This is a genomic window from Lichenicola sp. GTC18331 (assembly GCF_055386855.1).
Map to the genome: position 1 here is coordinate 1,723,784 of NZ_AP045015.1, position 22,815 is coordinate 1,746,598.

General features: G+C 67.5%; 24 protein-coding genes and 1 other RNA gene. 15 read left to right on the forward strand and 10 right to left on the reverse strand.

Going from position 1 to position 22,815, the window contains the following annotated elements; genetic code table 11:
• Position 1: 1 nt before the first annotated feature.
• Both ACZ5BM_RS07975 and ACZ5BM_RS07980 read right to left on the reverse strand, forming a co-directional pair.
• Complete coding sequence (locus ACZ5BM_RS07975; RefSeq protein ID WP_498911287.1) at positions 2-721, reverse strand: fumarylacetoacetate hydrolase family protein; 720 nt, start codon at positions 719-721, stop codon at positions 2-4.
• Positions 706-1,761, reverse strand: a complete 1,056-nt coding sequence (locus ACZ5BM_RS07980) for a hypothetical protein (RefSeq protein WP_498911289.1) — start codon at positions 1,759-1,761, stop codon at positions 706-708. Before ACZ5BM_RS07980 ends, ACZ5BM_RS07975 begins: the two co-directional genes overlap by 16 nt.
• Here ACZ5BM_RS07980 and ACZ5BM_RS07985 point away from each other — a divergent pair.
• Positions 1,726-2,673 (forward strand): MYG1 family protein, encoded by a 948-nt coding sequence (locus ACZ5BM_RS07985; protein WP_498911290.1) that lies wholly within the window; start codon positions 1,726-1,728, stop codon positions 2,671-2,673. The genes ACZ5BM_RS07980 and ACZ5BM_RS07985 overlap by 36 nt on opposite strands.
• An 11-nt stretch (positions 2,674-2,684) precedes the next feature.
• Here ACZ5BM_RS07985 and ACZ5BM_RS07990 read toward each other — a convergent pair whose 3' ends face one another.
• Together ACZ5BM_RS07990 and ACZ5BM_RS07995 are read right to left on the reverse strand one after the other, a co-directional pair.
• Complete coding sequence (locus tag ACZ5BM_RS07990) at positions 2,685-3,626, reverse strand: hypothetical protein (RefSeq protein ID WP_498911291.1); 942 nt, start codon at positions 3,624-3,626, stop codon at positions 2,685-2,687.
• A gap of 105 nt (positions 3,627-3,731) precedes the next feature.
• Positions 3,732-4,598, reverse strand: coding sequence for an AraC family transcriptional regulator (locus tag ACZ5BM_RS07995; RefSeq protein ID WP_498911292.1), 867 nt, complete (start codon positions 4,596-4,598; stop codon positions 3,732-3,734).
• Positions 4,599-4,750: 152 nt separating this feature from the next.
• Between ACZ5BM_RS07995 and ACZ5BM_RS08000 the strand changes: the two genes are divergently transcribed.
• On the forward strand, positions 4,751-5,476 hold the full coding sequence (locus ACZ5BM_RS08000) for an SDR family oxidoreductase (RefSeq protein WP_498911294.1): 726 nt from the start codon (positions 4,751-4,753) through the stop codon (positions 5,474-5,476).
• 4 nt (positions 5,477-5,480) lie between these two features.
• On the opposite strand, the gene ACZ5BM_RS08005 is transcribed toward ACZ5BM_RS08000, so the two are convergent.
• Positions 5,481-5,654 carry a hypothetical protein gene (locus ACZ5BM_RS08005; RefSeq protein ID WP_498911296.1) on the reverse strand — a complete coding sequence of 58 codons (174 nt, stop codon included), beginning with the start codon at positions 5,652-5,654 and terminating at the stop codon, positions 5,481-5,483.
• An 18-nt stretch (positions 5,655-5,672) separates the two neighbouring features.
• Positions 5,673-6,638: an FAD-dependent thymidylate synthase gene (thyX, locus tag ACZ5BM_RS08010; RefSeq protein ID WP_498911298.1), complete on the reverse strand. Its 966-nt coding sequence runs from the start codon at positions 6,636-6,638 to the stop codon at positions 5,673-5,675.
• Positions 6,639-6,663: 25 nt separating this feature from the next.
• On the opposite strand from thyX, the gene ssrA reads away from it, so the two are divergent.
• The 6 genes from ssrA (at position 6,664) to ACZ5BM_RS08040 (ending at position 11,071) form a co-directional block, all read left to right on the forward strand.
• Positions 6,664-6,979, forward strand: a transfer-messenger RNA (tmRNA) gene (gene ssrA, locus ACZ5BM_RS08015).
• A 136-nt stretch (positions 6,980-7,115) separates the two neighbouring features.
• Positions 7,116-7,670, forward strand: a complete 555-nt coding sequence (locus ACZ5BM_RS08020; RefSeq protein WP_498911300.1) for an SspB family protein — start codon at positions 7,116-7,118, stop codon at positions 7,668-7,670.
• Between the two features lie 63 nt (positions 7,671-7,733).
• Positions 7,734-9,395, forward strand: coding sequence for a fumarate hydratase (locus ACZ5BM_RS08025; RefSeq protein WP_498911302.1), 1,662 nt, complete (start codon positions 7,734-7,736; stop codon positions 9,393-9,395).
• Between the two features lie 2 nt (positions 9,396-9,397).
• The gene (locus ACZ5BM_RS08030; RefSeq protein WP_498911303.1) at positions 9,398-9,790 is read left to right on the forward strand and encodes a VOC family protein; all 393 of its coding nucleotides are present in this window, start codon (positions 9,398-9,400) and stop codon (positions 9,788-9,790) included.
• Positions 9,791-9,794: 4 nt separating this feature from the next.
• Positions 9,795-10,316: an SRPBCC domain-containing protein gene (locus ACZ5BM_RS08035; RefSeq protein ID WP_498911305.1), complete on the forward strand. Its 522-nt coding sequence runs from the start codon at positions 9,795-9,797 to the stop codon at positions 10,314-10,316.
• An 80-nt stretch (positions 10,317-10,396) separates the two neighbouring features.
• Entirely contained in the window at positions 10,397-11,071 is a 675-nt protein-coding gene (locus ACZ5BM_RS08040; protein WP_498911306.1) for a TrmH family RNA methyltransferase, read from the forward strand.
• 129 nt (positions 11,072-11,200) lie between these two features.
• Here the strand turns inward: ACZ5BM_RS08040 and ACZ5BM_RS08045 are convergent, their stop codons facing one another.
• The 4 genes from ACZ5BM_RS08045 to ACZ5BM_RS08060 all read right to left on the reverse strand — a co-directional run bounded on the left by ACZ5BM_RS08045 (position 11,201) and on the right by ACZ5BM_RS08060 (position 16,250).
• Positions 11,201-12,223, reverse strand: a complete 1,023-nt coding sequence (locus ACZ5BM_RS08045) for a M48 family metallopeptidase (protein WP_498911308.1) — start codon at positions 12,221-12,223, stop codon at positions 11,201-11,203.
• Between the two features lie 6 nt (positions 12,224-12,229).
• Complete coding sequence (locus tag ACZ5BM_RS08050; protein WP_498911310.1) at positions 12,230-13,342, reverse strand: YjgN family protein; 1,113 nt, start codon at positions 13,340-13,342, stop codon at positions 12,230-12,232.
• A 92-nt stretch (positions 13,343-13,434) separates the two neighbouring features.
• Positions 13,435-14,889, reverse strand: a complete 1,455-nt coding sequence (locus tag ACZ5BM_RS08055) for an MATE family efflux transporter (RefSeq protein ID WP_498911311.1) — start codon at positions 14,887-14,889, stop codon at positions 13,435-13,437.
• Positions 14,889-16,250 carry an MATE family efflux transporter gene (locus tag ACZ5BM_RS08060; RefSeq protein WP_498911313.1) on the reverse strand — a complete coding sequence of 454 codons (1,362 nt, stop codon included), beginning with the start codon at positions 16,248-16,250 and terminating at the stop codon, positions 14,889-14,891. The genes ACZ5BM_RS08055 and ACZ5BM_RS08060 overlap by 1 nt, the downstream gene beginning before the upstream one ends.
• Before the next feature lie 98 nt (positions 16,251-16,348).
• Between ACZ5BM_RS08060 and queA the strand changes: the two genes are divergently transcribed.
• From queA to ACZ5BM_RS08095, 7 genes are all read left to right on the forward strand, one after another.
• Positions 16,349-17,392, forward strand: coding sequence for an S-adenosylmethionine:tRNA ribosyltransferase-isomerase (gene queA / locus ACZ5BM_RS08065; RefSeq protein ID WP_498911315.1), 1,044 nt, complete (start codon positions 16,349-16,351; stop codon positions 17,390-17,392).
• A gap of 109 nt (positions 17,393-17,501) precedes the next feature.
• A complete protein-coding gene (gene tgt / locus ACZ5BM_RS08070) occupies positions 17,502-18,626 on the forward strand; it encodes a tRNA guanosine(34) transglycosylase Tgt (RefSeq protein WP_498911316.1) in 1,125 nt (374 codons plus the stop codon).
• 47 nt (positions 18,627-18,673) lie between these two features.
• Entirely contained in the window at positions 18,674-19,771 is a 1,098-nt protein-coding gene (gene queG / locus ACZ5BM_RS08075) for a tRNA epoxyqueuosine(34) reductase QueG (protein WP_498911544.1), read from the forward strand.
• Positions 19,768-20,025, forward strand: a complete 258-nt coding sequence (locus ACZ5BM_RS08080; RefSeq protein ID WP_498911318.1) for a ribbon-helix-helix domain-containing protein — start codon at positions 19,768-19,770, stop codon at positions 20,023-20,025. The genes queG and ACZ5BM_RS08080 overlap by 4 nt, the downstream gene beginning before the upstream one ends.
• 65 nt (positions 20,026-20,090) lie before the next feature.
• Positions 20,091-20,270 (forward strand): hypothetical protein, encoded by a 180-nt coding sequence (locus ACZ5BM_RS08085; protein WP_498911320.1) that lies wholly within the window; start codon positions 20,091-20,093, stop codon positions 20,268-20,270.
• A gap of 125 nt (positions 20,271-20,395) precedes the next feature.
• A complete protein-coding gene (locus tag ACZ5BM_RS08090; protein WP_498911321.1) occupies positions 20,396-21,238 on the forward strand; it encodes a co-chaperone DjlA in 843 nt (280 codons plus the stop codon).
• A gap of 25 nt (positions 21,239-21,263) precedes the next feature.
• The gene (locus ACZ5BM_RS08095) at positions 21,264-22,796 is read left to right on the forward strand and encodes a glycosyl hydrolase family 28-related protein (protein WP_498911322.1); all 1,533 of its coding nucleotides are present in this window, start codon (positions 21,264-21,266) and stop codon (positions 22,794-22,796) included.
• The last annotated feature ends 19 nt before the right edge of the window (positions 22,797-22,815 follow it).

Here is a 22,815-nt window from a genome sequence, read left to right on the forward strand (position 1 = left end):
ATCAGGCCGCTCCATACCGGACGGCGATCTCGCCCAGATCGAACCCGTCGCCGGAACACGCGCCGACGATCCGTTCGCCCGGTTTCACCGGCCCCACCCCCGCCGGCGTCCCGGTCATGACCAGATCGCCCGGCGCCAGCGCCACGAAGCGCGACAGAAACGCGATCGCCTCGGCCACGCTCCAGATCATGTCCGCCAGATCGCCGGTCTGACGCAGCACGCCGTCCACGGTCAGGGTGATCGCCCCCTTCTGCGGATGGCCGATCTCGGCCGCCGGCACGATCGGCGCGATCGGGCAGGACTGGTCGAATCCCTTGCTGAACGCCCAGGGACGCCCGGCCGCCTTGGCCTCCGCCTGCAGGTCGCGTCGGGTCATGTCCAGCGCCACGGCATAGCCGAACACATGCGCCAGGGCGTTCTCCGCTGCGATCTCGCTGCCGCCGATGCCGATCGCCGCCACCAGCTCGACCTCGTGATGCAGATTGCCGGTCTGCGGCGGATAAGGCAGATCGCCGCCGCCGGGCACTACGGCATCGCCGGGCTTGGAGAAGAAGAACGGCGGCGCCCGATCGGGATCGCCGCCCATCTCGCGTGCGTGGTCGGCGTAGTTCTGTCCGACGCACCAGATCCGGCGCACGGGAAACGGCGCTTGCTGGCCACGCACCGGCACGACCGGAAGCGCCACCACGATCGGCGGCATGGAGATCAGTCCGTCCACCATTTCACCGGTTCCGGCTCGGCATCCGCCTCGACCTGCACCGGCACGCGGCGCGGACGCCCCCGGCCACGACGCACAGGCGACGGCTCGCCGGCATCGTCCTCGTCATTCGCGGCGGAAAGCGCGGCCGCGGCGGCGCGGGCCTCGGCCGCCTGCTGCGCGGCAGCGGCCTGCTGCGCCGCGGATTGCTGTGCAGCGGACTGGGCCAGATCGATCATCGCCTGACGCTGCGAACGCGCTTCCTGGATGTCGATCTCCAGATGAACGACGCGCGTGCGGAGCGTCTCGATCACCTTGGTCTTTTCGGCCAGCGCGGCTTCGGCGGCCTGGCGTGCCTGGCGCTCCCGATCCAGCTCGCGCTCCAGAAAACCTGCACGGTCGTCGACGGGTTCGGCGGTCTCGACCCGGCCCAGATCGAGACGCATCGTCTCCTGGCCGCGTGCCGGACGATCGCGCGACACGTATTCCACCGGAACGTGTTCGTTCTGACTGAAACGTCGACGGCGCGCATCGGGCGAAGCGGTCTGCGCCGTATCGTTGCCGCGACGGTTTCCGCCTTGCTGATATCCGTGCGCGCGCTCGTTGCTGCGTTCCAGGCCGCGTTCCGGCTGCTTGGTCATGGTACCGACACGCGGCCGGCCCGAGCCCATGCGCAACAACGCCTGACGAACGGCATCGTCGGACGGGATGGAGACATCGTCCGACGAATCCGCGGTCGGATTCAAAGTAAGCTTTTGATTCAAAACACATCCTGTCGCAGGGGCGCGCGGCTGGCCTCGGGCCGGCGGCACCGAAAAACCGGAACCGCGCGAAAGTTCTGCATGGAGTGCCGTTTCTTCGCCCGCCGAAAACGCGGGAGGAATCGAACGGCAATGAGCTTTACTAACCCGGTTCCGCTTCTTCGGCAAATGAAGCCGTCGCAACACCGCATGCGGCCGGTTCGCCGACAGTATCGGCGACCCCGCATCCATGCTGTATAGCGCGCCGAACCGCCGGAACCTGCCCTGATGACCGATCAAACCCGCCCCGTTCTCGTCACCCATAGTGGCAAGTTCCATTGCGACGAAGTGTTCGCCTACGCGGTGCTGCGTTTGGCGCTCGGTCTGCAGCACGCCGGCCGCGATCACACGCTGCTGCGCACGCGCAAGCCGGCCGCGATCGAGGCCGGCGACATCGTGTTCGATGTCGGCGGGGTTCATGACGAGGCGACCGATCGGTTCGACCATCACCAGCGCGGCGCGCCGTTGCGCCCGGACGGAACGCCGTTCTCGTCCGCAGGTCTGGTGTGGCGCCGGTTCGGCGAGCAGGCGGTGCGTGCCGTTCTGCCGGACACGGATGCCGGCAAGGCCGCCGTGATCGCCGCCGACCTGGACGAGGGCGTGGTTCGCACCATCGACGAGATCGACAACGGCGTTGGCCAGGACGGACCGCGTCGCCGGGATTCGCTCGGTCTCGCCTCCCTGATCGGCGATTTCAATCCGACCTGGGACGATCCGGCCGCCACCGGCGACACCGCCGGCGACGCCGCTTTCGCCGAAGCCTCCGCCCTGGCCGAAGCCGTGCTGCGCCGCAAGATCGAGGTGATGCGCGCGCGTCTTGCCGCCGAAACCGAGGTCTTGACGGCGCACGCGTCCGGGAGCGATCCGCGCCTGCTGGTGCTGGACCGCGGCATGCCGTGGAAGAACGTGGTTCTGGCACGCGATCTGCCGGTGCTGCTCGCCGTGTCCCCGGCCTCCAACGGCAACTGGATGCTGGATACGGTGCCGCCGGAGCCGGGCTCGTTCGCGCAGAAGCTGCCTCTCCCGGCGGAATGGGGCGGACTGCCGGAAGGCGAACTGCGCACCCTCACCGGCGTGCCGGATGCCGTGTTCGCGCATCTGCGCCGTTTCGTGGCGGCGGCGCGCAGCCGCGAGGGCGCGATCGCCATGGCCCGACTGGCGCTTCGGAACGCTTGAGGTCCGACGCCTCAGCGGGAAAAGCCGACCCGCCCGTTCCGGGCATCGAACGCGACCGCCACATGGCGGAACAGCAGCACGCCGCTATTGGATCGCGGCGTGCTTTTCGGCTTGATGAAGGTCGTCCGGTCGGTGCGGATGGCGACGTCGAGCACGCCCGGAATCGTCAGGGTGAAGTCCTGTCCGGGCAGCAGAAAGCCGCGCGGCCCCAGCGACATGGCGCGGATCGGACCAGGATCGAACACGGTGTCGAACTCGCCCGTATCCAGGATCACCTGTTGCGGCGCGCTCCGCTCGCCGTTGACGCCGTAGATGCCCACCGCAGAGCCCGCATCCCAGGACGGCAATCCGATAGTGCTGGGACGACCCGGTTTCAGCGGCGTGAAGCGGAAATCGCGCAGAACACGCGGGGTCGGTCCGACCACGATTCTGGGTTCCGCGCCCTGTCGCAGATCGACGATGAACCCGTCCGCGCCCGGCCCGTCGATCTGCGCCAGCGGGCTGGCCAACCGGCCGCCCGTATCCATGCCGATCCCCATGACGCCCGGCTTCTGATCGCTGCCCGGGCAGTTCGGGTGCGATTCTGCGCAGTAAACCTGGGTGATGACCCCGATCCTCATCGGTCTGGTTTCCACCCGCCCATCGGCTTCGGTGAACACCACCCGCGCCGTTCCGATCACGCCGCGAAAATTGGTTCCGTCCACATAGCTCTGATGGAGCGGCTCGTCGCTCAACTGGATGTCGGGCCCGATGTCGCGCCTGAACACGTAGAGCCCGGTGGAACCGGTATCAATGCCGACAGGGCTGGGCGGACCGCCGCCGATCGACACGGAAACATAGGTCGGCTTGCCGCCGGCGTGCGACGGCAGCACGGGAATGGACAGCGCGCCCCCTTGGGCGAACGCGGGCGCGGCCACGACGAGGCCCAGCAGAACCAAAACCGAACGCAGCATGTCCCGTTCCTCGTCTTTCCGAAAGCAGAACGACCCTAGCAGCGGAACTCTAACCCGGCGTTAACGTCCAAAGCGCCGCCGAAGACGGCAGGCTCCGGCATTCGCTCAGGCTGCCCGGACCGCATCGCGCGACGGCGCGGTACCGAACAAGCGGCTATAGTCGCGGCTGAACTGGGACGGGCTTTCATAGCCGACCGCATAGGCGCTGGCCGACACCTCCCGTCCGCCCAGCAACAGGCGGCGCGCCTCGTGCAAACGGAGCGCCTTCTGGTATTGCAGCGGGCTCATCGCCGTGGCGGCCCGGAAATGCCGGTGCAGCGAGGCGACGCTCATGCCGGCCGCATCGGCCAGCCGCTCCGACCGCAGCGGCCGGTCGAATTCGCCACGGATCAGGGCGATCGCGCGGCCGACGCGGCCATGGCGGCTGTCGGTGCGGGCGATCTGCCGAAGGATGGCCCCCTGCGGCCCCTGCAGCAGCCGATACAGGATCTCGCGTTCGGCGAGCGGGGCCAGCGCGGCGATATCGGACGGCGTGTCGAGCAGACGCAGCAAGCGCCACCACGCATCCAGCAGCTCGGGCGTGACCGGGTTCACCGCGAACGCTGCCTGTGGCGGATCCAGATCCTCTGTCCGCGCGGTCTCCGGCAGCAGCGACGCCAGCAGGAGCGGATCGAGCGTCAGACTGACGGCGCGGAACGGTTCGTGCTGCACGCAGCCCGTCGCCGGCAGGGACACGGTGGCGATGAAATAGCTGGCCGGATCGTAGTGCAGGCGGCTCCGGCCAATGGCGATGTCCTTCTTTCCGCTCAGGATCAGCGCCATCGTCGGCGGGTACACACCGTCCACAGGCCTCGGAGGCCGCGCAGCGTCGACCATGCCGACCCGGGAGAACACCCCGTCGCCCGCTTCCGGCGGCAGACGGCCAACATGGCGCCCGACGATCTCGCACATCCGGTCCAGCACGTCCTGCATACCGGCAAGATCGTTCGACGCCGGCGTCCCGACAAGCGCCCGCCATGCCACCGGCGCGGCTGTTTGAGCGGAACGGGCAAATCGACGCGCAGAACCGACATCCGCTCCCCGCGCGAAACGCCCATCTCGGCGTCGGAACCAGGGAGACACCCATGACGGATCGGAAGACGGCGCTGGTCACGGGCGCCAACAAGGGCATCGGATGGGAGATCGCACGCGGGCTAGGGCGGCGCGGCTATCGCGTCTGGCTCGGCAGCCGCGATGCCGGACGCGGCGACGCGGCGGCGGATGCGCTTCGCGGCGAAGGGCTCGACGTGAGGGCGCTGACGCTGGACGTGACGGACGATGCCAGCGTGGCGGACGCGGCCCGTGCGCTCGCGGATCAGACAGAGCGGCTGGATGCGCTGGTGAACAACGCCGGAATCGCGGCCGGCCGGGCCAAACCCACGGAAGAAAGCCTCGACAGCATCCGCGACATCCATGCGGTGAACGTGTTCGGCCCGATCCGCGTCACCCGGGCCATGCTGCCCTTGCTGCGTCGTGCGGACGCGCCGCGCATCGTCATGGTCAGCTCGTCGCTGGGCTCGCTGAGCTGGGCGTCCGACTTCGGCGCGCCGATGTCGGAGGTGAACCTGCTCGGCTATGCGAGCTCCAAATCGGCACTGAACATGATCATGCTCTGCCTGGCCAAGGAACTCGGACCGGACGGATTCAAGGTGAACAGCTGCTGCCCGGGCTACACCGCCACCGATCTGAACCAGCACCAGGGCCATCGCACGCCCGAACAGGGCGCCGCCATCGCCGTCAGGCTGGCGACCCTGGACGCGGAGGGCCCCACCGGCGGATTCTTCGACGACGGCGGCGTCGTCGCGTGGTGAGCCATCAATGCGGCTGGATGCAGCTCGTCTGACCGGACGCGATGCAGTCCTGCCGCACCATGTACGATTTGAAATACGGAAACAGCGAGACCCCGGCATAGATCAGCACGAGCACGGCCGCGATCACCACGAACGGCATCAGGCTCGGCAACTTGCTCGGCTTGTCGGGGTCCTGCATCGGAAAGCCTTTCGGGGTTCAGCCGCCGGAGATGACCCTGTTCCGCAGTTCGGGCACCGTGTCCAGCAATTCGCGCAGCTCGCGGCCCGACAGGCCGAACCCGGCCGGGTCCACCTTCTCCGCGCTGGCCAGGGCGGCGCGGAGCAGCGCCGTCGCCTGACCGGACAGGGTGGTGGCGTTCTGCACATAGTCGCCGAACGCCTCGAACACGGCGGGCACCCAGGCGCGGACCATCTCCGCGATGGCTTCGGCGAAGGCGCGGATTTCATATTGCGCGTGCGGATCGGCGCGCAGGCTCAGGAACCGAAGCAGGTTCCAGAGATTCACTTTCCAGTAGAACTGGGTATAGATGCCGACCGGCAGGTTGATGCGCGCCAGCTCGCGCGCCACGCCCGGTCGTTCCGGATCGACCGGCTCACCGCTTTCGTCCTCGTTCAGCATCCAGAGATAGTTGTCGTAGCAGCGTGCCGCATCGTCGCGCAGCATCGCCACCACGCGGGCGGCATCCTCCGGCGCCATCGCCTCGCCGCGCCCCTGGCGGTTGGACGCGCTCTGCGCCGCGACGCCGCCGGGATCGGGCGAATAGAACTCGCGCTCCAGCACCGAATAGCGCGCGGAATACTCGTTGATGGACGCTGTGCGATGCCGGAACCATTGCCGCGTGACAAAGATCGGCGCGCGGACGTGCAGCTTGATCTCGCACAGCTCGAACGGGGTGGTGTGCCGATGGCGCATCAGATAGCGGATCAGGCCGCGATCGCTCTGCACCGCACGCGTGCCGCGCCCGTAGGAGACGCGCGCGCCCTGCACCACCGCGTTGTCGTCGCCCATGTAGTCAACGACGCGGACGAAGCCCTTGTCCAGAACCGGCGCCGGCTGGAACAGGATGGCCTCCAGCCCTTCGCTGATCGGCCGGCGCGTGGGGGCGCTCGCTTCGCGGCTTTCGGCGATCTCGCGGAGCTGGCTCTCGGTCAGGTTCTGCATGGCGCGGCTCCGAAACAACCGACTCGCCCTGGACGCGGCCGGATCGGTCACCTATATCTGACCGTGCAAGAGGGCAACCTCGGCTATGGCGATAAACGGTACGTGGAATAAACGTTGTGGACCCGGGGGCAGTGCCCGGCGTCTCCACCATCCCGGAAACGGGGCATATGGGGACGAAACAGGCTCGACACGCGTGGTAAAGACCTACCTTTTGCCCGGCATGATACCGCCGTCATCGGGTCAAATCACAAGTGCCAATGATAACCATGAGGCGCTCGCTGTCGCTGCATAAGCGATAAGCGCGGTTCGGGGGGGCACCGGGCAACAGAAGCCCCCCCACTTCACGAAGACCGGTTCGTTCCCTGCTGTGCCTTGCGGCAGAACACCAATTGTCGCATGGCTGCACCGGAACGACACCGAAAAGCCGCGAACAGACACCATCGTCGCGCGGTTCGAGATGGCAGGGGGGCCGCAATCATGGCCGAGGACGATTCGGGCGGCATCGCCGACGAGAATGACGGCGTGATGGCGGACAGCCTGCTGCCGTACGATCGCTGGATCGAGCAGGCCTATCGCCAGGTGATGATCCGCGCCCTCAACCATGCCGCCGCCGAAGGACTGCCGGGCGCGCATCATTTCTATCTGACCTTCCGCACCGACGATCCGCTCACCGTCGTGCCCAAGCGCATGCTGGCGCAGTACCCGACCGAGATGACCATCGTCCTGCAGCATCAGTTCTGGGACCTGAAGGTGGACGAGGACGCGGAGCTCCTCACCGTGGGCCTGTCGTTCGGCTCCGTCCCCACCACGCTCGCCGTGCCGCTGCGCGCCATCACCGGCTTCGCCGATCCGCAGGTGCGGCTGGCCCTGCGCTTCACCCCCGAGCCGCACGACACGCCGCAGGACACGGCGCCCGATTCCGGCACCGAAGCGGCCGCGGCGCCGGAACCGGAAGAAGAGGGCGAGAAGCCCGATCCGACCCCGCAGGTCGTCAGCCTGGATGCGTTCCGCAAGCGGTCCAACCCGAGCTGACCCCCAGAGCGCGACCGCGCAGCGCTCCCGCCCCGTAAAGCGACGCACGAACCGGAACCGCCGATGAACGCCATGACGCCGCCGTCCCGCCCGCAACCGAAGCCCTTCCAGTACGGGCCGATGTTTCCCCTGGGCGAGGACGCGACGCCCTGGCGCAAGCTCGACATTCCGGGCGTGTCCGTGTCCGAGCACGACGGCAAGCGCGTACTCACCGTATCGGCGCAGGCGCTGTCCGATCTCGCCGCCACCGCGTTCCACGACGTGTCGCATCTGCTGCGCCCGGCGCATCTGGCGCAGCTCCGCCGCATTCTCGAAGACCCCGAAAGCTCCGCCAACGATCGCTTCGTGGCGCTCGACCTGCTGAAGAACGCCTCCATCTCCGCAGGCGGTGTGCTGCCCATGTGCCAGGACACCGGCACGGCGATCGTGTTCGGCAAGAAGGGCCAGCGCGTCTGGATCGACGGCAACGAGGAAGAAGCACTCTCGCACGGCGTCCACCGCACCTACACCGAGACCAATCTGCGCTATTCGCAGATGGCGCCGCTGACCATGTTCGACGAGGTCAACACAGGCACCAACCTGCCGGTGCAGTTCGACATCGCCGCGGCACCTGGCGACCACCACGCTGACGAACTGCATCTGATGTTCATCGCCAAGGGCGGCGGTTCGGCCAACAAGACCTTCCTGTTCCAGGAAACACGCGCGCTGCTGTCCAGCCAGGACAAGCTGCTGGAATGGCTCGGCACCAAGATCCGCACGCTCGGCACCTCCGCCTGCCCGCCCTACCACCTCGCCGTGGTGATCGGCGGCACCTCGGCCGAGCTGACGCTGAAGGCGGTGAAGCTCGCTTCCACCAAATACCTCGATGCGCTGCCGACCGAAGGCAACGCGCTTGGCCAGGCCTTCCGCGACGTGGCGCTGGAAGGCGAGGTGCATAAGCTGACCCAGACGCTCGGCATCGGCGCGCAGTTCGGCGGCAAGTATTTCTGCCATGACGTGCGCGTGGTGCGCCTGCCCCGTCACGGCGCGTCCCTGCCCGTCGGCATCGGCGTGTCCTGTTCCGCGGACCGGCAGATCAAGGCCAAGATCATGCCGGAAGGCATCTTCCTCGAACAGCTCGAGACCGATCCCGCGCACTATTTGCCCGAGGCCACCGATGCCATTCTCGGCGGCGACGTGGTGCCGGTGGATCTGAACCAGCCGATGGACCAGATCCGCGCCCTTCTGTCGCGCTACCCGGTAAAGACGCGCGTGTCGCTCACCGGCACCATCGTGGTGGCGCGCGACATCGCCCATGCCAAGTTCAAGGAGCGGCTCGATCGCGGCGAAGGCGTGCCGGACTATCTGCGCAACCATCCGGTCTACTACGCCGGCCCGGCCAAGACGCCGGAAGGCATGCCCACCGGCTCGTTCGGCCCCACCACCGCCGGACGCATGGACAGCTACGTGGACATGCTCCAGGCGGCGGGCGGATCGTTCGTGATGCTGGCCAAGGGCAACCGTTCGCGCGCCGTGAAGGAGGCCTGCCAGAAATATGGCGGGTTCTATCTGGGCTCGGTCGGCGGCCCGGCGGCGCGTCTGGCGCAGGATTGCATCCGCAAGGTCGAGACGCTGGAATATCCGGAGCTCGGCATGGAAGCGGTCTGGCGCATCGAAGTCGAGAACTTCCCCGCCTTCATCGTCATCGACGACAAGGGCAACGATTTTTATGACGGGCTGACCTGATCATGCGCTTCACCGTCGACCGTCTCGACCATCTGGTGATCACCTGCCGCGACGTGGCCACCTCGTCCAACTGGTACCAGCGCGTGCTGGGCATGGAGCACGAGGAATACGGCCGCAACCGTCGCTGCGCGCTGCGCTTCGGCGGCCAGAAGATCAATCTGCGCCCCTTCGGCGCCGATGGCTGGGAAACGGCCGACGACGCGATGCCGGGCTCGCAGGATCTCTGCTTCGTCACCGCCGTGGCGAGCGAGGACGTGATCGACCATCTCCGCGAATGCGGCGTGGTGGTGACGGAAGGCCCGGTGCACCGGCTGGGTGCGCTGGGGCCGATCACGTCGGTGTACTGCAAGGACCCGGACGGGAATCTGGTGGAGATCGCCTCGTATCAGGGGTGAAAGCGTGGCAGCGGCGCGGTTTCGTATCGCCGCCGTTCTTCTGTTTCTGTCCGGTTGCGACAGCAGGAATCGTCATTCCTCCTCGTCCGGCGAAATCGACCTGAGCGCCCCGCTGGTCGTTCACCTCGAAAAGCGGATCGCGGCCCCGCCCGCGACGATCTGGCATCTCCTTACCGACATCCAAAACTGGCCGCGCTGGCAGCCGGATATCCATGCCGTCGAAGCCGATGCCACCCTGCGCCTTGGCGCGACCTTCGGCTGGACCGTGGATGCTGGCCACATCCGTTCCCGTATCGTCGTCTTCTCGCCCGACCAGCGTCTCGCCTGGACAGGCCGACTACTCTGGTTCCACGCCGTGCATGTCTGGACGCTTCACCCGACCGGCGACGGCGGAACACTCGTGCGTTGCGACGAGTCCCTCTCGGGGTTCCTGCTTGGCTGGTTCATGGATCGGGCCGATCTGTCGGGTACGGACGCACGCTGGCTCGTCGCGCTCGATATTGCAGCGAAACGGCAGGCGCTGTGATAAGCGTCGACACCGAACACGGTGATTCTCCCGCATCCTTTCAACAGGCAGCGTGGACGGAACGAGTAGAGCGAGACGACATGACAGAAACGACATTGGCGGAAGACGCCCATGCCAGGCCGCGTTCGTCGATGCGTCAGCGCGCAGACGCGATCAAACCGTATCGATGCCGGCACCTCGTTGCCGTCCTGGAGAATCCACACGACGTCAAGAACATCGGCACAGTGATCCGCAACGCGAACGCACTGGGAGTCGAAAAAGTCTATATCGTCGATAGCGAACGGTCGCTCCCGGATGATTGGCAACAACTCCGCCAAAATCGGTCGATCGGCAAAACGTCCGTGTCTGCCGTCAAATGGACGTTCACGAAGCGCTTCGATAGTACGGATGCGTGCTTCGACCATCTGGAACATCTCGGCTATCGGTCGATCGCGACTTCACCCCATGTCAAAGGCAAGCAAAACATCATTCTCGATGATGGCGACTATACCGCCTACACGAAACTTGCCGTGTGGTTTGGCAGCGAGTCCGTCGGCATCAGCGACCGTGCGGTAGAGCGCAGCGATGTCTGCGTCAGCATCCCGATGTTCGGCATGATCGAAAGCCTCAATCTTGGGACGAGTTCGGGCATCGTGTTCTATGAGATCACGAAGCAGCGCCGCGCTTATCAAAGCCGGTTCATGTTCCGCCGCCGGCGCGGCGAACGCGCCGATCCGCTGCCAGTCGTCATCGCGTCAGAATCCGAGCTTACCTGACACGCTTTGTTCGAGATGGCTGGTAAACGGAAAGGGGCATGAATACGCAGGCGCCCGGTTGCTGCTCATCCGCCGGCTTCGCACAGTAGCGTCCTCAGAACGGATGAGCCTCTGCCAGATGCCATCTGTTCACCGATCGCACATCCGTTTCACCGACTGCCACGCCGCCTCGCCCATCGCGCTGCGCCCGCTCTTGTCCAGCGGCAGAACCGCGATGCGCGCGGCGTCGTTCGGATGGTCGGAAAGAAAGGCCAGGCGCGTGTCCGCATCGCCGGTCTTCAGCGACACCAGGAACCGCGCCAGCCCGTCGGCGCGCAGCCCGGCCTTGTGCAGTGTTGCAACCGCGCTTGCATCCGCGCGGGCCTCGATCCGCCGCCCGTAGGATAGCGCCGCCATCTGGCCGCCGAACTGGCTGCCCCAGCCGAGCGTACTGGTCAGCATCGACAGCTCCATGCGACGCAGCGCCTCGCGCGTCGGGTCGCGACGACGGTTGTGGCCGAGCTCGTGCGCGATCACGCCGGCGAGCTCGTCGGGATCGGATACATGCGCGATCAGCCCGCGCAACAAGAGAATGCGTCCGTCGGGCAAGGTGAACGCGTTCACCTGTTCGTCGTCGATCACCGCGATCGAGGGGGTCCGTTCGATGCCAGCGGCGGGCGCCATGATGCCGACAAGCCGGTCCAGAGCCGCCTGCCCCGCCGCGCCATGGCAACGGTCCGAGCCCAGCGACACCGCCGTCTCGATCTGCGTCGACCATTTCCGTTCCAGCCAGTGCGGCACGAACCCGACCAGCAGCGGCGGCGCGCGGTCCACCAACACTGCCGCCGCGGCGACCGACAGCACGAGTGCGGAGACGGCACCGAACCAGTGCCGCGCCATCCAGCGCGTGCGCTGTCGCAGCGACCGGTTGGCGGACGCCAGGGTTTCGAGAAGCACCGGGTCCGACACCACAAGCCGCGCCGGATCGCGACGATGCCGCAGCGTCATCTCCGGCCCCGGCCCGTCGATATCGACGCGGCCGATATCCGCGACCGGCCAGCGCAGCATCGTCCCGCTGACCGGGTCGAGAATCGCCAGCGCGTCGCCGTCCAGGGTCAACAGCACCGGATGCGCCTGCGCCGTCTTGCCATCGAACAGCCGGCCGGTCGCCATCGCGGTTCAGCCGATCCCGGCGCCCGCGTCCAGCGCCTGGAACATGCCCTCGCCGTAACGGGACGGACGCTGATCGGTCTGGTGCAGCGTCGCCGGATCGAGCGCGCCGTCGGCCAGCAGATGCCCGGCCAGGAAACGCTGGTTGCGATGGATGATGATCGGCAGGCCGAAGCCGAACGTGAAGAACAGGATCAGCAGGTTTCCGCCGACGAGACGCAGCACGCTTCCCGCATCCGCATCGGACGAAAAGCGAATGCCGCCGAGCGTCGTGCTGCCGGCGATCTGGCGCAGGAAACGCGCCTGGAAGCCGCAAACGATCAAGGCGCTGCCGATGAACAACACGAGATAGGCCACGATCAATGCCGGCAGCATCATGGAGATCGCCGCGTTGCGCAGCATCGGCTCATGTGCCTGCACGAACAGAATGATCGCGCTGGATTCGACCAGCCAGAACGCGACCGCCACCGCGATCAGCAATGCGAGCAACGCCACGAACGTGCCGAGCCACGCGAGATAAAGCGGCATCGCACGGCTGGAAGACTGGAAGCGCTGCGTGCCGAAGACGCTCGCATTGGTGCGGCGCTCGAACAGGCGCAGCCACATCCAGGGCAGAAGCTGATAGAACGTGCAGACGGAAGCAACGAAATACAGCAGCGACACCAGCCCGTATAACAGCATCGATCCGTTCAACCCGCCGCGAATGCCGCGCCAGAGCGTATGGTTCAGGCGATAACGCTGTGCCGAGAGCGGGGCACCGAGCGCCAGAACGACGATCGCCAGTTCGAACAGGATCACCGGCAGCACGGCCAGGGATCTCTCGACCCGGACCAGACCGACAGACAGCAGCAGCGTGACGACCACGAGCCCCAGGATGATCCCGAGCGCCATCAGGAAACCGACGAAGAGCTGGCCGCCTGTGCCGTCATATTCGAAGCGTTCGCCGGAATGGGCCGTGCGCGACCAGATATAGCGCCGCATCCGGGTCACCGCCCAAAATCGCCAGATGCCCAGCGTGACGATCGTCAGCAACAGGTTGACGATGAAGATTCCGTAAAGGTCGCTGATACGGCCGTCATAGCGGAGAAACGGAACGACGTTCTCCTGGCGGGACACGGTCATCCGAACCTCCCTTCGCACTCGTTATGAGAGCAGAATGGTCCCGAACCGATCGTTGTTACAAGTCGCCTGACGGCCGAGCGGACATGAAGCCCCTACTCCCGATCCGTCCCGTCCACCTCCGCCAGCATCCCGCCCGCCGCCTTCGCCGTGCCTGCCTGCACCGTCGGCGCGGCCCCGAAACCGGCGCTCCCCGGCTTCAGCCGCCCCGTCACCACGAACGCCGTGATCACCGCGGCGGTGCCAAACACCACGCCGCCCGCCGCCTGCCCCAGCAGCACGCCGACCGGCCCGTAGCGCATGCCGATCAAGACGAACGGGATCGTCCCCAGCGTCGCACGTCCCCAGTTGAACGCGGTGGAGAGCAGCGGAAAGCCCAGATTGTTGAACGCGGCATTGGCCACGAACAGCGCGCCGACCCACAGGAAGCTCGCCACCACGAACGAACAGAACAGGTGCAGCAGCTCGGCCGCCGTGCCGGTGGCGGAGAACCAGACCGCCAGATGGTTCTGCAACAGCGCCAGCACCGCCCAGGCGACCAGAACGCAGCCCAGCACCTGCCAGAGCGAGGCGCGCAAGGTTTCCCGCACGCGCGGCAGCAGCCCGGCGCCCAGATTCTGCGCCATGATCGGCCCGACGGAGCCGGTCAGCGCGAAGATGAAGGCGAACGCCACGGGGGTGATGCGGTCGATGGTCGCCTGCCCGGCCACGGCCTGCAGACCGAACCGGGCCATGGCGTGGGTGACGAAGGCGCCACCGACAGGGGTGGCCAGATTGGTCAGGATCGCCGGCATGGCGACGGTGCCGACGCGGCGCAGATCGGCCAGAGCCGTCGCCGCCACCGGCCGATACAGCAGATGATGCCGGCGCACGCCGACATAGCCCAGCAGCGCCACGGTGCCGCGCGAGGCGAGCGTGGAGATCGCCGCCCCCACCAGCCCCAGATGCAGACCCGTGCCCAGCCCCAGGATCAGCACCGGATCGAGGATCGCCGACACGGCGGCGCCCCAGAGCGTGATGGTCATCGACCGCCTCGCATCGCCCACGGCGCGCAGAAGGGCGGAAAACCCCATCGTCAGCGGCATCACGAACAGGCAGGGCGAGACGATGCGGATGAAATCGGCGGCAGCCTCGGCGGTCGCACCGTTCGCCCCGAGCCCGTGCAGAATCGGCCCGAGAAACGCCACCGTGCCGATGCCGATCAGGAACATCAGCGCGCACATGCCGATCAGCGCGGTGGACGCGATCCGGCCCGCCTCCTCGTCATGACCCGCGCCCAGAAGCCGCGACACCACCGCGCCGAGACCGATCGAAAGCCCGATCGAGACCGACATCTGCAGCATGCCGACAGCACCCGTGAAGCCGATCGCCGCCGTCAGGCTCCTGTCGCCGAGGCGCGAGATGTAGAACAGGTTCAGCAGATCGACCACGAACAGCGCCAGGAGGCCGATCGCGCCGGTGCCGGCCATCACCGCCGTATGGCGCATGATCGAACCGGAACAGAACCGCGCCGGACGGCGCTGCCCTTTCTGTGTCGGCGTCGCCTGCATCAACGGATCGCCATCACCGGACGCCGGCGCCAGACCAGCGCGAAGAACAGCGCCTGCACCAGCAGCATGGCCGAGAAGGCCGCCGGATAGGCGCACCACACGCCGGACAGGCCGATCCGCGCGCCGAGCAGCCACGCCACCGGCACCTCCACCAGCACGATGCAGCCGATCTGCAGCAAGGTCGGCACCAGCACCACGCCGCTGGACCGCATCTGCCCGGAGAGGATCAGCGCCGCCCCGTAGAGCACGGCGCTCCACAGCACGATGTGCAGCAGCAGCTCGGTTTCGGCCACCACAGCACCCCGCGTCACGAACAACCGCACCACCGGCCCGGACAGGGCATAGGCCAGCAGCACCAGACCGCCCGTGACGGCCAGATTCACCAGCATCCCGGTGCGCAGGATCTCGGGCAGGCGCGCCGTGCGCCCTGCGCCGATCGCCTGCGCGCTCAGGATCGTCACCGTGATGGCGATGGAAAAGGCCGGAAACTGCACATAGGCCAGGATCTGGTTCACGGCACCGTAGGCGGCAGTGGCATCGGCGCCGAACCGGTTCACCAGCCCCAGCAGCACCGTTTCCGCCACCGCCATGGTCACCATCTGCGCCGCCGACGGCAGTCCGAGGCGCAGCACCTGCGCCATCAAACGACGGTTGGGACGCATGGCGCGCAGAAAGGCCGCGTCCGGCGCCAGCGCACTGTCGCGCACACGCAGATAGACCCCCATCGCCAGAAGGGACACGAACCACGCCGCCCCGGCCGCGGCTGCGGCGCTCGCCACCCCCATCTGCGGCAGGCCGAACCAGCCGCGGATCAGCGCCGGCGTCAGAACGAGCGAGATCATCAACGCCAGCAGCAACCCCCAGAGCGGGGTGGTGGTGTCGCCAATGCCGCGCAGAAGCTGCGTGACGAGCAGAAACAGGAAGATCACCGGCATCACCGCGAACATCACCGTGGCGTAGGCGATGGCGCCGGGCAGAACCGGCGGCGGCGTGTGCAGCATGCGCATGATCGAACCGGAAAACGGCGTCAGACACACCGCCAGCACCACGCCCAGCACCAGGGCGGCGAAGATCGTCGTGGCGGCGATGGCGCGCACCCGCTCGCGATCCCCGGCACCCCAGGCCTGGCCCAACAGAACCGACGCGCCTGCGCCCAGCCCCAGGATCAAAGCCATGAAGAAGAACAGCACCGGAAAGAACACGCTGCTGGCCGCGAGCGCATCCGTGCCGATCATCTGGCCGAGATAGATGTTGTTCACCGTGCCGGACAAAGCCTGCAACACGTTGCTCAGCATCATCGGGCCGAGAAACCCCATGAACTGTAGCCAGAGCGGGCGGGACGGATCATGGCGCGGCGGCATCTTGTGCTTGTCAGACCATGAAAGCGGTCCGCGCGCCAGCAGGCCCGGGCCCGAAACGCTGGCCGATCGGGCCCGGCTCCGTTAAATCCCGCCGCATCATGGTTCTGCTCGCCGCCGATTTCGATTTTCCCCTGCCCCCGGAACGCATCGCCCAGGCCCCGGCGCGGCCGCGTGAAAGCGCGCGCCTGCTCGACGTGCGCGGCGACGGCGTGTTCGACCGGGTCGTGTCCGAACTGCCCACGCTGCTGCGGCCGGGCGATCTCCTGGTCGCCAACGACACCAAGGTGATCCCGGCGCAGCTGGCCGCCCTGCGCGGCGAAGCCCGCATCGGCATCACGCTCGATCGCGTTCTGCCGGACGGAAGCTGGCATGCCCTGGTGCGCAATGCCCGCCGCCTGCGCGTCGGCGACAAGCTGCGCTTTCCCGGCAGCGAGACCACCGCCGCGGTGATCGCGCTTGAAGAGGGCGGCGGCGCGGAGCTGCGCTTCGCGGCGGAAGGCGAGGCGTTCGACCGCTTCCTGCGCGAAGCCGGCCGCCTGGCGCTGCCGCCCTATATCGCCCGCCCGGACGGCCCGACCGAGGCCGACAAGAGCGACTACCAGACCGTGTTCGCCGCCCATGACGGCGCCGTGGCCGCGCCCACCGCCGGGCTGCATTTCACCCCCGCTCTGCTGGCGGAAGCGGCGTCGCTCGGCATCGAACTCGCCACCGTCACCCTCCATGTCGGCGCCGGCACCTTCCTGCCCATGCGCGCCGATGCCGTGTCCGACCACAGGATGCACCCTGAACGCGGCATTCTCGGCGCGGACGCGGCAGGGGCGATCAACCGCACCCGCGCGGCAGGTGGCCGGGTCGTGGCGATCGGCACCACGGCGCTGCGCCTGCTGGAAAGCGCGGTGGACGAGACCGGCACCGTGCATCCGTTCGATCGCGAAACCAGCCTGTTCATCCTGCCGGGGCACCGCTTCCGGGCGGTGGACATGCTGCTCACCAATTTCCATCTGCCGCGCTCGACCCTGTTCATGCTGGTCTGCGCCTTCGCCGGCACCGAGCGGATGAAAAACGCCTACGCGCATGCGGTGGCGACGGGGTATCGGTTCTATTCGTTCGGGGATGCGTGTTTGTTGGAGCGGCAGTCATGAAGGGTGTTCTTTTTCGTAGAAAAGAACCAAAAAACTTCTGTCCGTTTGGACCGGAGACTGGCCGCGCGGTGAGCACCAAACAGACGAATTTCGTTTTCTTCGGGAAAAGATGAGCGCTTTCTTCTGGCAGCGCGAGGCCACCGACGGCGAAGCCCGCGCCGGCATCCTCCACACCGCGCACGGCGCCGTGCCAACGCCCACCTTCATGCCCGTCGGCACAGCCGGCACCGTGAAAGCGATGACCGCCGACGCGGTGCGCTCCACCGGCGCCGGCATCGTGCTCGGCAATACCTACCATCTGATGCTCCGCCCCGGCGCCGAGCGCGTCCGCGCCCTGGGCGGGCTGCATCGCTTCATGGACTGGCCGGGACCGATCCTAACCGATTCCGGCGGCTTCCAGGTCATGTCGCTGGGCAGCCTGCGCAAGCTCGACCAGGACGGCGTCACCTTCAACTCGCATATCGACGGCTCCAAGCACCGCCTCACCCCGGAACGCTCCACCGAGATCCAGCACGCGCTCGATGCCACCATCACCATGTGCTTCGACGAATGCCCGGCCCTCCCGGCATCGGTCGAGACCATCGCCGCCTCCATGCGCCTGTCCATGCGCTGGGCGGCACGGTCGCGCGAGGTTTTCATTCAGCGTGAAGGTTATGCCCAGTTCGGCATCGTCCAGGGCGGCGTGGAACCCGAGTTGCGGGCCGAAAGCGTCCGCGCCCTGACCGGGATCGGCTTCGAGGGCTACGCGGTCGGCGGCCTCGCGGTCGGCGAGGGCCAGGCGCTGATGTTCTCCACCCTGGACACCACCGTTCCGCTGCTGCCGGGCGACAAGCCGCGCTATCTGATGGGCGTCGGCACGCCGGACGATCTGCTGGGCGGGGTGCAGCGCGGCATCGACATGTTCGACTGCGTGATGCCGACCCGGGCCGGCCGCACCGCGCGCGCCTACACCGCGTTCGGCACGCTGAACCTGCGCAATGCCCGTCATGCCGAGGACACGCGTCCGATCCAGGCCGGCTGCGCCTGCCCGGCCTGCACCAAGCACACCCGCGCCTATCTGCATCACCTGTTCCGGGCCGACGAGATCCTGGGGCCGATGCTGCTCACCTGGCACAATCTGACCTACTACCAGTCGCTGATGCGCGGCATCCGCACCGCCATCACCGAGAACCGTCTGGACGCGCATGCGGCCGAGCTGCGCGCCGCCTGGGCCGGAGGCGATCCGCCGCCATGACGGAGGCGCCGGAGCGCGCAGAAGCGCCATCCGGCGCCACGCCTGCCATGGGCGGCAACGACGGTCCGCCGCCGACGCTGCGCTCCGGGTCGCCCGCTTCGGCCGATGCCGAAAGGCTGGCGGCCCGGATCCGCGACCACGCCTTCGCACTCGGCTTCGATGCGTTCGGCATCACCGAAGCGTCGCTGGGCCCGGAAGCGCGACGCCGTCTGGTGGATTTCCTGGCCGAGGGCCATCACGGCGAGATGGGCTGGCTCGCCGAACGCGTGGACCAGCGCAGCGACCCGCGCACGCTGTGGCCGGAAGCACGGTCCGTGATCGCGCTCGGCCTGTCCTACGCGCCCGAGGACGATCCGCGTGCGCTCCAGGCTCTGCGCGATCGCGGCGCCATCTCAGTCTATGCCCGCAACCGCGACTACCACGACGTGGTGAAGGGCATGCTGAAGCATCTGGCGCAGTTCGTGGTGAAGCAGGGCGGCGGCGGCGTGAAGGTGTTCGTCGACACCGCGCCCGTGATGGAGAAACCGCTCGCCGCACGCGCGGGGCTCGGCTGGCAGGGCAAGCACACCAACCTTCTGTCGCGCACGCACGGCTCCTGGCTGTTCCTGGGCGAAATCTACACCACGCTGGCCTTGCCCCAATCGGCGATCCCGGCCGGGAGCTGCGGAACCTGCACCGCCTGTTTGTCCGCCTGCCCCACCGACGCGTTTCCGGCGCCGTATCGGCTCGATGCCACGCGCTGCATCTCCTATCTCACCATCGAACATGCCGGGCCGATCCCGGAAGCGCTGCGTCCGGCGATGGGCAACCGCATCTATGGCTGCGACGATTGCCTGGCCGTCTGCCCCTGGAACCGCTTCGCCGTGGCCGGCCATACCGCCAAGCTGCAGGCGCGCACCGAGCTGAACGCACCACATCTGGCCGCGCTGGCGGCTTTGGACGATTCCGGCTTCCGGGCGCTGTTTTCCGGTTCGCCGGTCAAGCGCATCGGCCGCAACCGCTTCGTGCGCAACGTGGCGATCGCGATCGGCAATTCCGGCGACACGGCCCTGCTGCCCTCCGTGCGGGCGCTGACGGACGACCCCGATCCTGTGGTGGCGGAAGCGGCCGGCTGGGCGGCGGCGCGGCTGGAGCACGGGAGATGAGCAAGCCGCGGGCGATGAGCAAACGCAGCCTGGTTCTGTCCGGGCACGGCACCAGCGTGGCGCTGGAGCCGGAATTCTGGCGCGCCCTCGAGCGCATCGCCACCGAAGGCGGCGAGACCTTGCCGCAGCTCGTGGAGCGGGTGGATTCCGGTCGCGATCCGGCGCGCAGCCTCGCCTCGGCCCTGCGCGTCCTGGCGCTCGAAGAAACCGCCAAAAAAATCGTTCCGGCTGGCGCACCGTTTACCGCGGGTTAAGGGTTGGAGAGTCATCGTGCGCTGGTCGGCACCAGAACGGAGCCGAAAGCACGAGGAAGAAATCCATGGCTCCCATCCGCACCCAGACCAACACCGCACGCGGCGCCGACCCGGTCAGCCCGCTGATGCTGTCCCACCAGCTCCTGTCCCTCGCCGAGGAAGCGCATCGCGCCGGCCTGCCGCGCAGCGCGTCCCGCCTGCTGCGTCTCGCGCATTCGGTGTGCAACGACGGACCGCAGCGCTGAACCCGCCACGTCGCCCCGGCGCCGATCCCCTGGCGCCGGTCTCCTTTCCGTTCGAGCGAACCCAGAACGTGGTCGCGCCGTTTTGCCGGGAGCCCAAATTGCTGGGCATGTGATACAGGCAGGGCATGGCGATCTGGGGCAAGCTGTTCGGCGGGGTGACGGGCGCGATGATGGGCGGCCCGATCGGGGCCGTGATCGGCGCGGCCCTGGGCCATGCGGCCGATCGCGGTTCGCTGCTCGATCCGCCGCCCGGCCAATGGGGCGCCTGGGGCGGCACCGGCTTTCTCGGCACAGATCCCCTCAATCGACAGGCCGCCGATCCCAACAACGCCGCCCTGCGTCTCGCCGCCAAGATGGCGGCGCTGACCGGCAAGCGCGACCAGTTGTTCGCCCTGGTGGTGGTGGTTCTGTCGGCAAAGCTCGCCAAATGCGACGCGCCGGTGAACCGGCAGGAGATCGACGCCTTCAAGCGCAATTTCGGCATTCCGCCGGAGAACGCACGCGAGATCGGCCGCCTGTTCGATCAGGCCCGGTCCCGCACCGACGATTTTCTGCCCTATGCGGAGGAACTGGCGCGCGCCTTCACCGACCAGCCCGCCATGCTGGAAAACGCGCTTTCCGCCTTGTTCGCCATCGCCCGCGCCGATGGGCCCGTGAACGACAAGGAGTTGGTCTTCCTGAACGCTGTGAACCGCGCCTTCGGCCTCGGTCCCGGCGCCTGGGATCGCGCCGAGAACGGGGGCGCGCGGCCTTCGCCGAACGAGCCTGACGCCTATGCCGTTCTGGGCATCGCCCGCCGCGCCACCGACGAGGAGGTGCGCGCCGTGTGGCGCCGCCTGATGCGCGAGAACCACCCGGATTCGATGGCCTCGCGCGGTGCCTCCGTGGCGGAGATCGCCGGCGCCTCGGAGAAAGTGGCGCGCATCAACGCCGCGTGGGACAGGATCAAGCGCGATCGCGGCCTGTGAGTCCGGCCGCCGGATGCGCGTCGGGATGAGAGTTTTCCGCTTCTGCGCGCTGGCGGTTCTGTTGCTGTCGCACGGTGCCGCGTGTCTGGCGGCAGCTCCTTCTTCGCCGGCAGCCTTGAACGTGCAGGATTTCGGCGCGGTCGGGGACGGCGTGGCGGACGATACGCGGGCCTTCCAGAACGCGCTCGACGCGGCACGCGATGACGGGCGCGGCGCGCGGTCCCTGCTCGTGCCGGGCGGCAGGACCTATCTGATCGCGGGCCATCTGCATATCGAGATCGGCGGCGATACGTCGTTCACCATCGCCAGCCCCGGCACGAACGGCGCCAAGCTGCTCGTTCCGGGCGGATACAAGGACACGCTCCTCACCGTCGCCATGCGCGGCGGCAAAGCCGGTTCATCCGGCTTCTCCGTCGCGATCAGTGGTTTGTCGTTTCTCCATGGCGGCGACGATACCGGCGGAACCGCCCTCGCCATCACCACGGAGGGCGGCGGAGCGATGATGCCGGGCGTCGCCACGGACAAGCTCGTCTTCGCCGGAACGGGCTCCTTCGCCACCGGCCTGCTTCTCTCCGCCGACAACGTCACCACGCTGAGCGACACCTATTGCGGCGTCGGCTTCCACGGCACCTGCGTGCGTTACGACACGCCGGGTCAGATCAGCGTCGAGCATCACATCAAGGATCTCTACGTGAACGGGCGCGGCGCGACCGGGCTCAGGATCGGCCATACCGGCCTCACCGGACCGCTCCAGGGGTTCACCATCCGCGGCCTGAGCTGCACCGGAACCGACCATTGCCTGGTCGCGACCAGCGCCGGGCATGGGCCGATCGACGAGATCACGGTGGAGGGGGCTCAGCTCAACGCGAAATACGACGACATCTTCGACGACGGCGCCGACACGCTGATCGTGACCGGCTCGTATTTCCTGGGTGGCGCCGAAGCGATCCACGCCGAGCACATGGACCGTCTGGTGGTGACCGGCAACGTCTTCTATCTCGGCCCCCCGAGCGTCGGGCCGGCCCAGAACATCATGATCCATACCAGGGATCTCGGCGGCGATCCTGCGGCCGGCAGCGTCGTGTCCGGCAACGTGTTCACCAATCTCTACGGCACGCCGATCGTGCTCGATCGCGGCACCGCCTATGTCACCATCTCCGGCAATACTTGTCTCGGACGCAACTGCGTGATCGACCGCAGCGGCAACACCAGCAACGGTATCGGCCCGAATCTGGATGGCGGCGTGTTCGGCTTCACCAGCACGCCGCGTTTCGAGAACGGCGCCGCGATCTGCGGCGATCATGCCGCATCCTGCCTCGGCATCAGCACCGACAATGTCGGCAACGCCTGGATCGGAACGGATCTGCCGAACAAGGCCGGCACGATCGAGATCGGTCCCAACGTGAAACTGGACGGAACCGTGCTGCTCGGCGGCGGCCCGGTTCCGTCCACATCCCATAGCGCCTGCGCCAAAGACACGACGGCGCATGACGAGACGTTCTTCTATCTCTGCGTCGCGACCAACCGCTGGAAGCGGTTTCCCTTGTCGAGCTGGTAGCGCGCAGAAACAGCTCTTC

What these genes read in the sequence shown, in the direction of transcription:
- ACZ5BM_RS07990 (WP_498911291.1), bottom strand. Translation starts at nt 3,626, where the DNA reads ATGCTGCGTTCGGTTTTGGTTCTGCTGGGCCTCGTCGTGGCCGCGCCC.
- thyX (WP_498911298.1), bottom strand. Translation starts at nt 6,638, where the DNA reads ATGCAGAACCTGACCGAGAGCCAGCTCCGCGAGATCGCCGAAAGCCGC.
- ACZ5BM_RS07985 (WP_498911290.1), top strand. Translation starts at nt 1,726, where the DNA reads ATGACCGATCAAACCCGCCCCGTTCTCGTCACCCATAGTGGCAAGTTC.
- ACZ5BM_RS07975 (WP_498911287.1), bottom strand. Translation starts at nt 721, where the DNA reads ATGGTGGACGGACTGATCTCCATGCCGCCGATCGTGGTGGCGCTTCCG.
- ACZ5BM_RS08025 (WP_498911302.1), top strand. Translation starts at nt 7,734, where the DNA reads ATGAACGCCATGACGCCGCCGTCCCGCCCGCAACCGAAGCCCTTCCAG.
- ACZ5BM_RS07995 (WP_498911292.1), bottom strand. Translation starts at nt 4,598, where the DNA reads ATGCAGGACGTGCTGGACCGGATGTGCGAGATCGTCGGGCGCCATGTT.
- ACZ5BM_RS08095 (WP_498911322.1), top strand. Translation starts at nt 21,264, where the DNA reads ATGAGAGTTTTCCGCTTCTGCGCGCTGGCGGTTCTGTTGCTGTCGCAC.
- ACZ5BM_RS08030 (WP_498911303.1), top strand. Translation starts at nt 9,398, where the DNA reads ATGCGCTTCACCGTCGACCGTCTCGACCATCTGGTGATCACCTGCCGC.
- tgt (WP_498911316.1), top strand. Translation starts at nt 17,502, where the DNA reads ATGAGCGCTTTCTTCTGGCAGCGCGAGGCCACCGACGGCGAAGCCCGC.
- queA (WP_498911315.1), top strand. Translation starts at nt 16,349, where the DNA reads ATGGTTCTGCTCGCCGCCGATTTCGATTTTCCCCTGCCCCCGGAACGC.
- ACZ5BM_RS08045 (WP_498911308.1), bottom strand. Translation starts at nt 12,223, where the DNA reads ATGGCGACCGGCCGGCTGTTCGATGGCAAGACGGCGCAGGCGCATCCG.
- ACZ5BM_RS08080 (WP_498911318.1), top strand. Translation starts at nt 19,768, where the DNA reads ATGAGCAAGCCGCGGGCGATGAGCAAACGCAGCCTGGTTCTGTCCGGG.
- ACZ5BM_RS08000 (WP_498911294.1), top strand. Translation starts at nt 4,751, where the DNA reads ATGACGGATCGGAAGACGGCGCTGGTCACGGGCGCCAACAAGGGCATC.
- ACZ5BM_RS08060 (WP_498911313.1), bottom strand. Translation starts at nt 16,250, where the DNA reads ATGCCGCCGCGCCATGATCCGTCCCGCCCGCTCTGGCTACAGTTCATG.
- ACZ5BM_RS08050 (WP_498911310.1), bottom strand. Translation starts at nt 13,342, where the DNA reads ATGACCGTGTCCCGCCAGGAGAACGTCGTTCCGTTTCTCCGCTATGAC.
- ACZ5BM_RS08020 (WP_498911300.1), top strand. Translation starts at nt 7,116, where the DNA reads ATGGCCGAGGACGATTCGGGCGGCATCGCCGACGAGAATGACGGCGTG.
- ACZ5BM_RS08085 (WP_498911320.1), top strand. Translation starts at nt 20,091, where the DNA reads ATGGCTCCCATCCGCACCCAGACCAACACCGCACGCGGCGCCGACCCG.
- ACZ5BM_RS07980 (WP_498911289.1), bottom strand. Translation starts at nt 1,761, where the DNA reads ATGGGTGACGAGAACGGGGCGGGTTTGATCGGTCATCAGGGCAGGTTC.
- ACZ5BM_RS08040 (WP_498911306.1), top strand. Translation starts at nt 10,397, where the DNA reads ATGACAGAAACGACATTGGCGGAAGACGCCCATGCCAGGCCGCGTTCG.
- queG (WP_498911544.1), top strand. Translation starts at nt 18,674, where the DNA reads ATGGGCGGCAACGACGGTCCGCCGCCGACGCTGCGCTCCGGGTCGCCC.
- ACZ5BM_RS08005 (WP_498911296.1), bottom strand. Translation starts at nt 5,654, where the DNA reads ATGCAGGACCCCGACAAGCCGAGCAAGTTGCCGAGCCTGATGCCGTTC.
- ACZ5BM_RS08055 (WP_498911311.1), bottom strand. Translation starts at nt 14,889, where the DNA reads ATGCAGGCGACGCCGACACAGAAAGGGCAGCGCCGTCCGGCGCGGTTC.
- ACZ5BM_RS08090 (WP_498911321.1), top strand. Translation starts at nt 20,396, where the DNA reads ATGGCGATCTGGGGCAAGCTGTTCGGCGGGGTGACGGGCGCGATGATG.